This window comes from Actinophytocola sp. (genome assembly GCF_036002505.1).
In the GTDB taxonomy this organism is placed as follows: domain Bacteria; phylum Actinomycetota; class Actinomycetes; order Mycobacteriales; family Pseudonocardiaceae; genus DASYTH01.
Genome location: NZ_DASYTH010000441.1, coordinates 16,062 through 30,356, shown reverse-complemented (window position 1 = coordinate 30,356; position 14,295 = coordinate 16,062). Strand labels below are relative to the sequence as shown.

The 14,295-nt window shown below is 66.4% G+C and carries 12 protein-coding genes; 10 read left to right on the top strand and 2 right to left on the bottom strand.

The window, feature by feature from the left end; all coding sequences use genetic code 11:
* The first annotated feature begins 175 nt into the window (after positions 1-175).
* The 4 genes from VGR06_RS39320 (at position 176) to VGR06_RS39305 (ending at position 3,728) form a co-directional block, all read left to right on the top strand.
* Positions 176-1,372: an acyl-CoA dehydrogenase family protein gene (locus VGR06_RS39320; RefSeq protein ID WP_327564326.1), complete on the top strand. Its 1,197-nt coding sequence runs from the start codon at positions 176-178 to the stop codon at positions 1,370-1,372.
* Complete coding sequence (locus tag VGR06_RS39315) at positions 1,365-2,573, top strand: acyl-CoA dehydrogenase family protein (RefSeq protein WP_327564325.1); 1,209 nt, start codon at positions 1,365-1,367, stop codon at positions 2,571-2,573. The genes VGR06_RS39320 and VGR06_RS39315 overlap by 8 nt, the downstream gene beginning before the upstream one ends.
* On the top strand, positions 2,570-2,836 hold the full coding sequence (locus VGR06_RS39310) for a MoaD/ThiS family protein (RefSeq protein WP_327564324.1): 267 nt from the start codon (positions 2,570-2,572) through the stop codon (positions 2,834-2,836). The genes VGR06_RS39315 and VGR06_RS39310 overlap by 4 nt, the downstream gene beginning before the upstream one ends.
* A 91-nt stretch (positions 2,837-2,927) precedes the next feature.
* The gene (locus tag VGR06_RS39305; protein WP_327564323.1) at positions 2,928-3,728 is read left to right on the top strand and encodes a hypothetical protein; all 801 of its coding nucleotides are present in this window, start codon (positions 2,928-2,930) and stop codon (positions 3,726-3,728) included.
* A gap of 33 nt (positions 3,729-3,761) precedes the next feature.
* Here VGR06_RS39305 and tnpC read toward each other — a convergent pair whose 3' ends face one another.
* Positions 3,762-5,153, bottom strand: coding sequence for an IS66 family transposase (gene tnpC / locus VGR06_RS39300; RefSeq protein ID WP_414637422.1), 1,392 nt, complete (start codon positions 5,151-5,153; stop codon positions 3,762-3,764).
* Between the two features lie 1,424 nt (positions 5,154-6,577).
* Between tnpC and VGR06_RS39295 the strand changes: the two genes are divergently transcribed.
* The 6 genes from VGR06_RS39295 to VGR06_RS39270 all read left to right on the top strand — a co-directional run bounded on the left by VGR06_RS39295 (position 6,578) and on the right by VGR06_RS39270 (position 13,528).
* Positions 6,578-7,057, top strand: coding sequence for a hypothetical protein (locus VGR06_RS39295; RefSeq protein ID WP_327564321.1), 480 nt, complete (start codon positions 6,578-6,580; stop codon positions 7,055-7,057).
* 433 nt (positions 7,058-7,490) lie between these two features.
* Complete coding sequence (locus VGR06_RS39290; protein WP_327564320.1) at positions 7,491-8,870, top strand: hypothetical protein; 1,380 nt, start codon at positions 7,491-7,493, stop codon at positions 8,868-8,870.
* A gap of 187 nt (positions 8,871-9,057) precedes the next feature.
* The gene (locus VGR06_RS39285; RefSeq protein ID WP_327564319.1) at positions 9,058-10,407 is read left to right on the top strand and encodes a SidA/IucD/PvdA family monooxygenase; all 1,350 of its coding nucleotides are present in this window, start codon (positions 9,058-9,060) and stop codon (positions 10,405-10,407) included.
* Entirely contained in the window at positions 10,394-11,764 is a 1,371-nt protein-coding gene (locus tag VGR06_RS39280; protein ID WP_327564318.1) for a diaminobutyrate--2-oxoglutarate transaminase family protein, read from the top strand. Before VGR06_RS39285 ends, VGR06_RS39280 begins: the two co-directional genes overlap by 14 nt.
* Positions 11,757-12,839 (top strand): zinc-binding dehydrogenase, encoded by a 1,083-nt coding sequence (locus tag VGR06_RS39275; protein ID WP_327564317.1) that lies wholly within the window; start codon positions 11,757-11,759, stop codon positions 12,837-12,839. Before VGR06_RS39280 ends, VGR06_RS39275 begins: the two co-directional genes overlap by 8 nt.
* Complete coding sequence (locus VGR06_RS39270; RefSeq protein ID WP_327564316.1) at positions 12,839-13,528, top strand: pyridoxamine 5'-phosphate oxidase family protein; 690 nt, start codon at positions 12,839-12,841, stop codon at positions 13,526-13,528. The genes VGR06_RS39275 and VGR06_RS39270 overlap by 1 nt, the downstream gene beginning before the upstream one ends.
* On the opposite strand, the gene VGR06_RS39265 is transcribed toward VGR06_RS39270, so the two are convergent.
* Positions 13,498-14,280, bottom strand: a complete 783-nt coding sequence (locus tag VGR06_RS39265) for a class I SAM-dependent methyltransferase (RefSeq protein WP_327564315.1) — start codon at positions 14,278-14,280, stop codon at positions 13,498-13,500. The genes VGR06_RS39270 and VGR06_RS39265 overlap by 31 nt on opposite strands.
* Positions 14,281-14,295: the final 15 nt, after the last annotated feature.

Genomic DNA, 14,295 nt, shown 5'->3' with positions numbered 1-14,295 from the left:
GCACTCGCCAGCAACAACAACTTCCCCGAATACTGGCAATACCACCTCGCCCAAGAAAAACAACGAACCCACCAAACCCGTTACCAAAACGGGATCATGCCGCAGGCCGCATGATCACTCCAGAAGAGCCACACCCATATCTATTACGGTCATTAATTGATCAGCACCGTCGGCAGTGAGCATATCCTGGACTGATCGCTGCGGGAAGGGACTGACACTGAACCTCTATCAGCTTTCGGACGACTACCGCGCGGTCAGGGAGGCTGTGCGGGACGTGTGCGAGAACGTAATCGCGCCGACCGCAGCCACTACGGACATAGTTGGGGAGTTTCCCACGGCAGGCTACGCAGCATTGCGGGACTGCGAATTCCACGCTCCGCGAATCGCCGAGGGCTACGGAGGGCCCGGCGCGGACGCCCTGGCCACGGCAATCATCGTCGAAGAGGTAGCCAGAGCCTGCGCGACATGCGCGCTGATCCCGGCGATCAACAGCCTCTGCACCCAACTGCTGCAGGACGCCGCCTCCGAGGAGATCAAACGCGAGTACCTGCCACCGGTCGCACGAGGCGAGGCGATGATGTCGTTCTGCCTGTCCGAACCGGAGGCCGGCAGCGACATTCGCGCGATGTCCACTCGTGCCGAGCCCGTCGCGGGTGGGTACCGGCTCAACGGCACGAAGCGGTGGATCACCCATGCCGGGATATCGGCCTTCTACCTTGTCTTCGCCGTTAACTCCCACCGCGACGGGTCACCGGGCATCTCCGGCTTCATTGTCGAGAAGGACGATCCTGGACTCAGCTTCGGCCGGCTGGAACGCAAGATGGGCATCAAGGGCTCTCCCACTCGCGAGGTTTATCTGGAGGACGTCCGTATTCCCGCATCCCGCCTGATCGGCGAGCCCGGATCCGGTCTGCGTATTGCACTGAACGCGCTCGATCACGGCAGAGTGACCATCGCAGCACAGGCTGTCGGCATCGCGCAGGGCGCACTGGAGTACGCAACCGACTACGCCCGGCAGCGCAGGCAGTTCGGCAAGCCGATCGGGGCAATGCAGAGCGTGCAGTTCATGCTCGCCGACATGGCGATGAAGGTGGAGGCCGCGCGCCACCTGACTTACGCGGCTGCGGCCAGGTCGCAGCAAGCAGACGCGGATCTCGCCTTCTATGCCTCAGCCGCCAAGTGCTTCGCCTCCGACACCGCGATATCGGTAGCCACTGACGCGGTGCAGGTGCTCGGAGCGAACGGCTACAGCTGCGAGTATCCCGTCGAGCGGATGATGCGTGACGCCAAGGTCACCCAGATCTACGGAGGAACCAACCAGATCCAACGCCTGGTCATCGCCCGGTCGCTGCCCGGTGCTCACCATGGGTGAGCGGTTGTGGTCGCTGACGGCCGCCGAGGACGACGCCATGATTCGTGTCGACGAGCGGTGGGGTGAGCTGTTGGCCGCCGTGGACGAGGGTGCCGCCGACCGGGACATGGCGGGCGAACCGGTGCCCGAGCGGTTCTTCGCCGAGGCAGGCGCAACGGGCCTGCTGGCGTTGCCGTTGCCCCGCGAGACGGGTGGCGCCGGGCTCGATCCAGTGGCTTGGGTACTCACCCTGGAACGGATCGGCTACTTGTGCCGGGACAGCGGCTTCGCCTTGATCCTGGGCATTCGCACCGTCATCGCCCAGATGCTCCTCGAGTCGGGTCGGCAAGACGTGATCGAGCGCTATGTCGTTCCGATCACTCGTGGCACCCTGGGCATCGCGCTTGCCTACAGCGAGGACGCAGATGCCTTCACCCTGCGCACCGTACTGCGCCGGCGCGGCGATGGCTTCGTGCTGTCCGGGCACAAAGACTTTCTGACAGGTGGATATCACGCGCAGGTGTTCCTCGTCTATGCACGCAACGAAGCCGACGACATGGTGGCCTGCCTCGTGCATCGCGACGACCCTGGCGTCGTGGTGACCCGGCTGAGTCCCGTCGGCATCCGCACCTCGGGGCCTACGGCGCTGGATCTGCGGGAGGTACCGGTCGCCAGGGACCGAATCGTGGTATCCGTCGACGGCCTCAGCCACGCCCAGCAGTTGCTCAACAGCCGCCGGCTGACGGTCTGCGGCGCCCCGATCGGACGGGCCCGCGCCCTGGTCGAGCTCAGCGTCGCCCGGCTCAACTCAACGATTCGCCACGGTCAACCACTCAGTCAACTGCCAAACGTGCAGGGGAGCCTTGGTCGCATGTACATCGCGGTCGAGACGGCCAGGGCCATGCTCTACCGAGCGGCACGCAGAGTCGCCGACGGTGAGGCCGACCGGCTGTTCGACCCGGTGGTCTCGGCCGCCAAGCATGTCGTCGTCAACCGGGTGCGGTTCGTGCTCGAAGAGGCTCTCCAGGTGCTCGGCGGGTATTTCTACTACGGCGACCCATACTTCGGCACCTGCCTGCGTGACTTCGCCGGGCTCGTGGCCTTCGCCGGCACCCAGGATCTCCTCGAGGTCAATCTCGGCACCATGGCCACGACCCACCTGGCACCACTTCGGGACGATCGCAAATTCTCCACCACGAGCCGACGAGGAGGGCACACGTGATCCTACGTTTCTCCGGCCTGTTGCTGCGCATGGTCGACTACGAGCGGACCGTCGATGTCGAAGCAACCACTCTTGGCGACGCGCTCGCGGTGGCGGAGGCCCGCCATCCGCGGCTGAAGATGGTCCTGCGTGATGGTCACGGCCAACTGCGGCGAACTCATCGGATATTCATCAACGGCGAGTTGGCCGCCACGGCTGGCTTGTCGACACCGATGCACAGCTCCGACGAAGTCGAGTTTCTCACCGCTATCGCAGGGGGCTGACATGCCGCGTGCCGTCACCTTCGACGTGCCGACCGATCCGACCCAGTTCGATCCGTTGCAGATTCGCCCACGTGTCCTACTGGGATTCTCAGTGAGCGCGCTCGCCCGATGGTTCGCCGCTCACGTCGCGTCCTACCCGGCGCTGCTCAGCGAACACCGGACGGCCTTCGCGTTCACCGTCGTGCAGCTCGACTACGCACTGCCGCACCTGCGGTTCACCGATGCCGACTGGCTTGCCGTCACTGGCCGGCTCATGGTCGCCGACTCCGCCAAGTACGTGCGGCTCACCGTTGACTTCCACGCACGCGGCGGGGCCACGGACCCACGTCCGGTGGCCTCGTTCCAAACGGACCTCCGCGTGGTGACCATCGTGGAGGACCACGGTCTGACCGCCTTACCTGGGCTTTTTCCGGAGAATCTGCTCGCCAAGTTTCTGCCTGACGAGGTCTACCGACCGGACCGGGCAGCGATCGCCGCCACAGCCACCCCGCCGACGGGAGAACAGATACTCGGCGAGGTGAGCCGCGACTCCACGCTCTGCCGCAGCCAGTGCGAGGTCGCCGATCAATGGTCGTTCATCGAGGTCATCGAGGCACTGACGGCGGCAAGGGAACGCCTTTTCCTGCTCGACACCGCGGCTCCCACGCTGGCGAAGCTCGCCGTGCGCCTCCCCCTTCGCGGCGTGACCGCGGTCTTCCACCGCGCGATGTTCGTCTTCGACACCGTCCGGATCCGGACCCGCGCCATAGCCGGCCCAAACGGGAGTGACAACCTGGTCTTCCTCCACACAGTCCACGACCCGTCTCATGAGGTCGACTGCGTCACTGCGTGGGAGACACTGACCGAGCCCGCACCCGAACCCACGAAATCCTCGGTTTCCACGATGGCATGACGCAGTGTAACTGGTCAGGTGTCCGCGGTGTGATTATTGGTGTGCGGGCATCCAGGGGCGGCCCTCGGCGAGCATGACGAGGACTTCGAAGAAGTGTTTGCCGTGTTTTGCTGCGGTGGAGAGGTAACTGCGGATTGTGCAGAATTGTGTGGCTCCGGTGAGGGTGCGGAGGCAGCCGGAGACCTTCTGCCGGAGTTTGATCATGCGGATGTCGCGTTCGGATCCGTTGTTGTCTGGTGGTATTCGCCAGCTGGTGGTGAAGCGGAGGTAGTCGTCTTGGCGGTCGAGCAGCCGCTGGGCGAGGGCGTTGTGTTTGGCCATGGTCTTGCTGGTGCGGGCGGCGGTGTCGTTGACGCCGATCTGCGCGGCGTCGTGGTAGAGCTTGACCTGTTCGGCCAGGGCTTCGGGGTCGAGGGCGTCGGCCCCGGTGGTGATCGCCTCGAGGACGAGTTTCTGCATCGTGGTGAGTGCGTCGGTTGCTTGGGTGGCCCAGCACCAGTCCGCCTCGGCGGCGGTGTCGGTGACGGCCTGCAGTTCACGCAGGACGTGCGCGCAGCAGAGTTGATGGTCGACGTCGAGGTAGCTGTCGTAGGGTGCCCAGGCGTCGTGCACCGCCACGCCCCGGAACCGGTCGAGGACACCGGCGTCGTCCATGCCCATGCGGCCGCGTTTGGGGTGGCAGGTGATCACGGTGTACTTGTCGGTGCGGGCGCAGTGCACCCAATGCAGCGTGCCCGCCACCCGCAAACCGGTCTCGTCGAACCCGGCCACCTCGGCCTCGGCGATCCGGTCACGCAGCATGGTGAGGAACTCGCTCAACCCGCTGGCGGCGCGGCGGGTCATGGTCGCAACCGTGCCCTCGGACACCGGAGTGCCGAACAACTCGGCCAACGCCTGCGCGGTGCGCTTCTTCGACAGGAACTGCCCGACATACAAGTAAAGAATGATCGCGCTGATTCGTGGGCCGTACTGGACTGGCCCGGCCACCCCCTCGGGCGCGGTGCCGCAGGTGGTAGTCCCACAGCGACAGCGGCGCGCGATCAGTTGGTGCTCGGTCACCCGCACCGTGATCGGCGGCAGGTCGAACACCTGCCGCCGCTCCACACCCACCTCGGGCGCATTCATCAGGTTCGCGCCGCATCCGGTACATGGGCCCGGCTCGTGCCGCTTGCGTTCGGTCGGATCATCCACCAGCGCCAACGTCGACCCCGGATGCCCAGGTTGCCCACCGGGTTTGCGGCCGCTCTTACGCCGCAGCGACTTCGGCGCCGGCTTGTCAAACGGTGAGTCCGAGGCTGGAGGCTTCGACGAGTTCCGGGAGTTCTGCCCCAACTGCCCCTTCACATCGGCGACCTCAGCCTGCAGCGCTTCCACCATCGCCCGCAACTCCAACACCATCCCCCGAAGCACAGCGTTCTCCGCCACAAGCTCCTCATAGGACGGACGCCGACCCCCAAACACCACACCATGATCCACGAACCAGCGAAAGGATCAACACGCCACGCCGTCAGACACCTGACCAGTTACGACGCAGTAAACCTGGCTGCTCACCTGCGGCGGCCGGCTCATGCAATGGACAGGCGCAACTTTGCAATCTTGATGTGAAAGTCTGGTGTGGACTGACATGGTTGGCCGGGATGCCGCTTTTCGAGATCGTTTAGGTGGGCCGCGGGGGTCAGATCGGTTGCTGTAGGTGGCAGCCCCGGCCCCAACCGCACACGCCCCCGGCGGCCTCCAAACCCAGCCAAGGTCTGCTGATCCCCGACCAGCTCGACGTGCTCGTCACCGCCGACCCCACCGTCATCGGTCGGGTCTCGTGTTCCGGCCACCGGTCCGAGGGGAGTCAGACCGGCCGTACCGCGCCGTTTGCCGAATCTGTCGGCTGATTGGCGCTGGCCGACTCCAGATCGGCCATAACGGCTCCGGTTGGCCGGGCATCCCGCACCGGGCGGTCCGTCCACCCGGCATGCCGGCGAAACCCGCACCAGAGCGTGCGAATATGAATCCACAAGGGCACCGGAGCGTCGGCCAGCGGCTGGTTCACCGGTGCGCTTGCTCCTGGTGAACGGCAATCAATCGTCGTCGTCGATACTCCGCTGGTCAGCATCGGCGGCGGGCTGGGGTCGTTTGCCCTTGTCGACATGCTGCACGTGAATTTCGTCCCTCGAGTGGAACTGCACCTGTTCTACAGCGCGGTGCTCTGCGCGCCAACGGTGGTCGCCATGGTCTTGCACACTCGGCCTAATACCTGGGAGCGCGTGCCGGCATTCGCCGCACCTGCGCCGTATGTGCCAAGGCTGCCGCGTGATCGAAATTGAATCTTTCCGCGCGCTTGTTTTATGTCCGGCTCGTGCTAACCGTGGGGCGCGCATCGTTCTCTTGATTTACCGGAGGGGGATTTTCAGAATAGAAGGAAGTCCGGTATGTCTCTCACAAAATGTCTCCGCGTGCTTGCCATGGCGATACCGCTGTTTGGAACTTTCGCCGTGTCGACACCCGCGCACGCATTACCAATCACGCTCCTGAGCGTGATTTCTCCACCGTCGTCACGTTCACCCCTGGCATGGTGAAATATTTGGTTCGCGGAATGGACCGCGACCGTCGAAGGGCTCGTTCCCGTAATCACCATCGAGGTCACCGGCGGCACGTATGAGCCCCTGATCGGAGCGACGGTCGTCATCACGTCGGTCGTACCGACCTGAAGGGCCGGATGTTTGACGCGAGGCGCTTGACGGCTTTCTGGTGCCCCATCCAGGTGCTTACTGGTAGGGCGGATCCCGGTGACCTACCCGCCGGGTCCGGCCCGCCTGCGATAGCGAAGATACCCATCCCAGAACCAGGGAGGATCCATGCGTAGAACCCGTCGTGCGCTGCTGGCACTGGTGCTCGGCGCGACCACCGTGCTGGCCGTCCCGGAGCCGAGCTTCGACCCGTCGTTGAAAGGCTCGACCACCGAGGCGGATGTCCAGGTGGACGGCGTCCTGATCAACTGCATGTCACCGAACCATGATTTCCCGGACCTGGCTTCAGCGACGATCAAGGGTACCGGCCGTGCCACGGCCGGGTCAGGGTTGCCGTGCGAACCACTCCTCACTATTGATGGCACGTTGACCATCGACTGGCCCGGCCCGCACGGCAGCAAAGCGAGCTTCCACGTGAACACGAATCCGTTCAACGGGCCGGTCGTCATCGAGGTCGAACTCACCGACGGGCCGCTGACCGGCGACCGGCTCGTCCCGTTGATCGAGGAGGTCAAGCCCAACCTCGACTGCCCGCTCATCGGGCTGAAATCCCTCAGCACCGAACTCGCCCAGGCCGTCTTCAAGTGAAGCGGAACTGGACCCCGCCTGGCGGGACAGAAGCGCAGGTCACTCGAGCAACCGCTGAACACGAAGCACAATTGATGTAACAGGGAGTGCTGCGGTGGATATGCAATGTGCGGGGGCGCCAAGAATTGATCATCCGGCAGGCGAGGTGCGGATCATGCCAAGAACTCGTTCAAAAGATCATTGTGGGCTCGTGACAACGCCACCCACCGCTCAGGCTTAACGGTGCGCACGTCGAACCCCTCTTCAATTGGTTGGTTGGAGTCACGGAGAGCGAGTGCCGAATGGCGGCGGGTCGGCCTCGGCGGTGCGGAGCGGTTGACGCTCACGCGGCCGAATCGGCAGGACAGTCGACCGCTCACGCACCGAAGGTCATCGCCCGCGGCCGGTTTCCGTGGCCTGGTGCCCGTCCGCGACCTGGGCACCGGGAGCTGTCATGGCGAGCGGCCGGCAGAAACCCAACGATCATCTCCGGGCCCTGCTCGGACGGACCCGTTGGTCGCACGAAGGACTGGCCCGGGCCGTCAACAACGTCGGCGCGGAGGTCGGCCTCGTGTTGAGCTACGACCGCACCGCGGTGGCCCACTGGCTTTCCGGCACCTGCCCTCGCGGCGAGACCCCGGGCCTGATCGCCGAGGCACTGTCCCGGAGACTGGGTCGCGCGCTCACCGTCGCCGATATCGGGTTGGCACCTTCTCCGGACCCGGCCACGGTTCCCGAACCGCGTCAACCCGGTGATCCGGTCGCTGCCCTGCTCGGGTTGACCCATGCGGACGCGGATCCGACCGGTCACGCCAGGTTGCGCCAGACGCTCTACCAGCTCCACGCGCTGGCCGTTCCCGGCTGGCCCCAGGCGGCCAGTCAGGCATGGGTCGAACCCGGCCCCCAAGGCGGCCGGGGGAGGATCGCGGCGCCGCACGTCGACGCCGCCCACCGCATGGCCGGCATCCTCGCCATGGCCGACCGCGGTTTCGGCGGCGGCCACGCCCGCACCGCCCTGACCGCCTATCTCGCCCACGACATCACCACCTGGCTGCGCGCTCGTGCTTCCGAGACCACGCATCACGAGATGCTCGGCGCAGCAACCGATCTCGTCCTGCTGGCCGGTTTCAAAAGCTTCGACTGCGAGGAGCACGGCCTGGCCCAGCGTTACTACCTCACCGCGCTGGCACTGGCCGCCCGCGGAGCCGATCCGATCCGCTATGCCATCGTGCTGCGCGCGATGAGCCAACAGGCACACCAGCTCGGTCACCACGAGCCGGGACTCGAGCTGGCCGGTACCGCACTGGCCACGACGAGCGGTCGGGCGCAGCCGTGCACCGAAGCGTCCTTGCATGCCCAGGCCGCGGTCTGTCACGCCGCGCTCGGCCAGCTCCAGACCGCCCTGCTGCACCGCGACGCCGCCCACCGCCAGCTGGAACGCGCCACCGGCCCGCTGCCGGTCTTCGGCTGTTACCACGCGGGCGAGCTGGCTTACCAAACCGCCTGTATCCGGACCTTCGCTGGAGACACCCGCGCCGCCATCGCCGCGCTGCACATCGCCCTTCGGCACTACCCTGCCAGCGAGCGCCGCTCTCGCGTGCTCACCCTGGCGGCGCTGGCCCAACGCCAGCTCGACACCGGACTGCTCTCCGTCGCATGCGCCACGACACAGCGCCTCGTCGACGACTACCCGTACCTACAGTCCGCGCGCGCCACCACGGCCCTGACCACCCTGCTCCAACGCCTCGACTCCGTCCGGCACCTCCCCGCAGTACAGCGACTCCTGCACCGCACCGCCAGCCTCCAGGTGCACCGGCCTGGCGAGGCACCCTGACCCAAACGGAGATCCGCGGGCCGCCGCCTTCAACACGTTCAACATGAGCGGCCGGCCAAGGGGTTGCCGGTACTGGCGTCTCCGTGTGTACTGACATTCCGGTATTTGACGGTCCATAATGCACGGTCCGACAGGGCGCCCTATACGGAAACACGATAAACCCGTTCGTGACGGTAGGGGATGACATTTGCGGCTCTATGACGTTCTTGGCGTCGGGTTCGGCCCGGCCAATGTTGCCCTCGCCATCGCTCTCGAAGAGGGCATGCCGGGTACGGCTGCGCTTTTTCTGGAAGCGCAGCGTGATCCGGTCTGGCAGCGCGGCATGCTGCTGGACGGTTCCAATATTCAGAACCATCCCTGCCGTGACCTGGTCAGCCTGCGCAACCCGCGCAGCCGTTACACCTTCATCAACTACCTGTTCGAAGAGGGCCGGCTGCTGGAACACCTGAACCTTCCGGTCGAGTTTCCGCTACGCAAGGAGTACGCACAGTACATTTCCTGGACGACCGGACACATGGCATACATGGCGGAGTTCGGCGCTCCGGTGCGCGACATCCGCCTGACCCGGCATCAGCACACAATGATCTACACGGTCCGCACCGCCGGCAGCGCTTGCCGTCATGGCCGGTCGCTGGTGCTGGCACCGGGTCGGACACCCTACGTTCCAGCGCCGTTCGACACCGTCTCCTCACCGCGTGTCGTCCACCTGACTCAGTACCTGAATTGCCTTGAGACGCTTGCCACGGCCTTGACAAGTGTGGCGGTGATCGGCGGAAGCCAGAGTGCCGTGGAGCTGATGCTGGACCTGGCCAAACGGTTTCCGCGGGCCCGCATCACCACCTACGTGCGCTCGTTCGGCTTGCGCCTGAAAGACACCAGCCCATTCAGTGAGGAAGGTTTCTTCCCCGACTTCACGACCTACTACCACCGGGCGAGCCGGGCAAGCAAGCACGAGCTGGACACCTATCTGCGGCTGACGAACTACTCGTCGGCCGACGACGACGTGCTCAAGGAGCTGTATCTGCTCCTGTACGAGGAGAGGCTGGAGGGCAGGCAGCGGCTCTCCGTCCGTGGCAACCGGCAGGTATACAGCGTCAGGACCACCGACTCCGGCGTGGACCTGGGCATCGCCGAACTGCACACCGGTGCCCGCGAGCGCGACACGGTGGATCTGGTCGTGCTGGCGACCGGGTTCCGAGACCTCGGCCCCGGACCGCACCAGGAGCCGTACCCACCGTTGCTGGCCGGCATCGTCGACCGGTTCCGGTTCGATGCCGACGGCTATCTCGTGGTCGGCGACGATTACCGCCTCGCCGCGCACGATGACGGCACACCGCCGCTGTTTCTCAACGGTCTGTGCGAGTCGTCGCACGGCATCGGTGACTCCGGCTCGTTCAGCCTGCTGTCGGTGCGCGCGGCCGTGATCCGGGATTCCCTGCGCGCGTGCCTGCCCGGACCTACCAACCACGTCCAGCCGCGCGGAGCCGCCACGGCGGTGACCACTACCGGATTGTCTGCCCGCCATGACCCCGTTTGATGCCCCGAGCATCCGCACTCCGCCCCCGGGCCCGCTCAGCCAGGAGTATCTGGCCCGGCAGGAGAGGTACGAATCCAACGCCCGGACCTATCCCCGGTACCTGCCCATTGCGGTGCGGCGGGCGCAGGGTAGCTACGTCGAGGACGTCGACGGCAACGTCTTCCTCGATTTCCTTGCCGGCGCGGGTGTGCTCTCCCTTGGCCACAATCACCCTGAGGTGGTCGCGGCGGTGCGGGCACAACTCGCCAGGTACGTGCACGGACTGGACTTCCCCACGCCGGTCAAGGACGCGTTCACCGCGGCCCAGCTGGGCATGCTGCCGCCGGTCCTGCGAGACGCCATGAAGGTGCATTTCTGCGGTCCGACTGGCGCCAACGCGGTGGAGGCCGCGATCAAACTGTGCAAGTCCGCAACCGGCCGAGGCGATATCATCGCCTTTCATGGTGGCTTCCATGGCAGCACCGCAGGCGCCATGGCCGTCAGCGGCGACGTCGGTGTCAAGCAGCCGGTCAACAACGGTCTACCGGGGGTGCATTTCCTACCGTACTCGTATTGCCGCCGCTGCCCGCTCGGGCTGACTCCGCAAGAGTGCGACACCAACTGCGCCGCATATTTCGAGCACGTGCTGACCAGCTCCCAGAGCGGGATACCGAAGCCGGCCGCGGTCATTTTGGAACTGGTGCAAGGAGAAGGCGGCGTCATCCCGGCCACGCCGGAATTCGTCCGGCGCGTCCGGAAGACCACCCGTGACCTCGATATCCCGTTGATCGTCGATGAGGTACAGACCGGCTGCGGCCGCACCGGTACGTGGTACGCATTCGAGCGCTACGGCATCGAACCCGATGTCATCGTCGCATCCAAGGCGCTGACCGGGATCGGACTGCCCGTGGCGCTGATCTGCTACGCCCGTGCGCTGGACGGCTGGGCGCCCGGCGCGCACACCGGCACCTTCCGCGGCAACCAACTCGCGTTCGCCGCCGGTGTCGCGGCGCTCGAGGTGATCAGGCGGGACGACGTGCTGGCGAATGTGCTGGCGCGGGGAGCACAACTGGGCGCGGGCCTGACCGCGCTACGCGAGTGCAGCCCGTGGGTTGCCGACGTCCGCGGAGTCGGGCTGATGTGGGGTGTCGAGCTGGCCGATCCGCAGACCGGCGCGCCGGCCGCAGCCCTGGCCCGGGCGGCGCAAACGGCCGCGTTCCGGGCGGGTCTGGTGGTGGAGGTGGGCGGGCTGGACGGCTGCGTCGTCCGGTTGCTGCCGCCGCTCACGGTGACAGCCACGGAAATCGGCCAGGCACTGGCCATCCTCACCAAAGTGATGTCGGAGCCGCTAGTCGCCGGGAGAGCCGCACGTGTCTGACGTGATGAACGCGCTGGCCTTTCTCGGCCCTGGCCGGGTCGGTTTCGTGCGCAAGCCCGTCCCGGTCCCCGGACCGAGAGACGCCGTGGTGCGCACCACCGCGTCCTCCATCTGCACTTCGGACATCCGTCACGTGAACGGTGGCATGACAATGCCCGTCGGACGGGTGCTCGGCCACGAGAGCGTCGGGATGGTGTCCCGCGTGGGAGCTGATGTCACGCGCTTCTCCGTGGGAGACCGGGTCACCCTCAGCGCTGTCACACCCGACGGTTGCTGTGATGCCTGCCAGCGCGGCACACCCGGCCAGTGCGGCAACACCATGATGGGTGGCTACAAGTTCACGTCACGGAAGGACGGCTGCCTGGCCGACTATTTTCACGTCAACGACGCGGACTTCAATTTGACCGGTGTACCGGCGGAGCTGTCGGACGAGCAGGTCATCTACGCCACCGACATGTTCAGCACCGGCCTGGCCGGCGCCCTGGACGCCCAGATCCCTCCGGGGGGCACCGTGGCCGTGTTCGGCCAGGGACCGGTTGGTCTGTGTGCTGTCACCGGTTGCCGGCTGCTCGGCGCCGGTCTGGTCATCGCGGTCGAGCCTGAACCCGACCGCGCGGCGCGCGCCACCTCCTTCGGCGCCGACCTCGTCGTCGATCCGAACCGGGACGACACGGTGGCGCAGGTCACCCGGCTGTCCGGCGGCGGTGTCGACGCGGCGATCGAGGCCGCCGGCACACCGGAGGCGTTCGCCGACTGCCTGCGGGTCACCCGGGCCGGCGGTGTGGTGGTGAACATCGGCTACCACGTCGGCGATCTGACCATCCCGCATGAGGGATTCGGTCGCGGAATGGGCGACAAGACCATCCGGACGCGGCTTTGCCCCGGCGGCCGGGAGTGGATGACCCGGCTGCTGCGGCTGGTGCGGAACAAGCGGGTCGACCTGACGCCGCTCACCACCCATCATTTCGCGTTCCCGGACAGCGAGCGGGCATTCGCACTCATGGCCACCAAGACCGACAAGATCATCAAACCGTTCATTGCCCACCAACCCGACGGCCCGGCAGGGAGAGGGTGATGTCGCCGTCCGATTCCTACCCGACAACCCCACGCACCACGCCACGCCGGCACAAGGACCGCATCCTCCGGGACCGGCGCGTCATCCACGACATCCTTGACGCCGCGTTCGTCTGCAACCTGGGTTTCGTCGCCGACGGGCATCCGGCCGTACTGCCCCTGATGTACGTGCGCCTCGGCGACGCGGTGTATGTCCACGGTTCGCCCGGCGGCCGGCCGCTCTCGGCAGCCGGCCAGGGCGGGCTGGACGTCTGCCTGGCGGTGACGTCGATCGACGGCTTCGTGCTGGCCCGCGCGGCTTTCAACCACTCGCTCAACTACCGTTGCGTGATCGTGCACGGCCTGGCGCACGTGGTCGAGGACACGGCACTCAAGCGACGGATGTTCCATACGCTGATCGAGAAGGTGGTGCCGGGCCGGCTCGCCGACACCCGTCCACTGACCGAACGGGAGCTCGCCACGACGACCGTGCTGGAGCTCGCACTGAACGAGGCGACGGCCAGAATCCGCGCCGGTGGACCGAAAGACACCCCGGAAGACCTGGCTCTGCCGCATTGGGCCGGGACGGTGCCGGTGATGCTGACCACCGGAGCGCCGATACCGGCTGACGGCCAGCGCGGCGATGCCCACCTGCCCGGCTACCTCACCGAGGTGGACCTTCATTTCCGGTCGACGGTCGCGACGACGTAGTAACAGGTGTTGTCGAGCCGGTAGGTGCCGTCGCCGCGGCGGTAGGGTGAGATCGACTCGGCGATGGTCTCGATCACCTGGATCTGTCCGGAGTGGTTGATCGCCCGCATTGCCGGGCCGGTGGACAACAGGCCGCAGAGAGCCGTTTCCAGGTCGGCGTATTCCCATGGGCAGGGCACCACCCGCCAGGGAGACGGAACCAGCCCGGCCCTGGTCAGCAGGCCTTTCAGGGCGTCCGGATCCGAGGGATCCAGCGGTGTCGGCGTGTCCGGTGGCAGCAGCCCGCCGATTTCGATGAGGTATGTGGCCGCGTCGCATTCGGATGGTGGGCCCCACGTCACGGCGACGAAGCTACCGCCGGGCCGGGTGACCCGGATCGCCTCCTGGAGTGCCAGCGTGGGGTCGCTGGCGAGGTGCAGGCTGTTGAACGTCGTCACAGTGGTGAAGGCGTTGTCGGCAAACGGTATGTGTTCCATGTCGCTGACCAGGAACCGGCCCGTGGGGGCCTGCCGTCGCGCGATATCGATCAGCGCAGCTGACGCGTCCAGTCCGAGGACCACCGCGCCACGGTTGCTGGCCAGGCTGGCGAAGTCACCGGCGCCGCAGCCGATGTCCAGCAGGGTCCGCCCCGGCCACGGGCCGAGTTCGGCAAGGACGGCGAGCGCGGCCGGTCGGACGGTGCGCTGCTGGATGTCGGCCCAGTCCTGGGCGCGCGCCCCCCAGAATGCGCCCTCCAGCTCCGCGGAGCCCATGTGAATCTCCGCCAG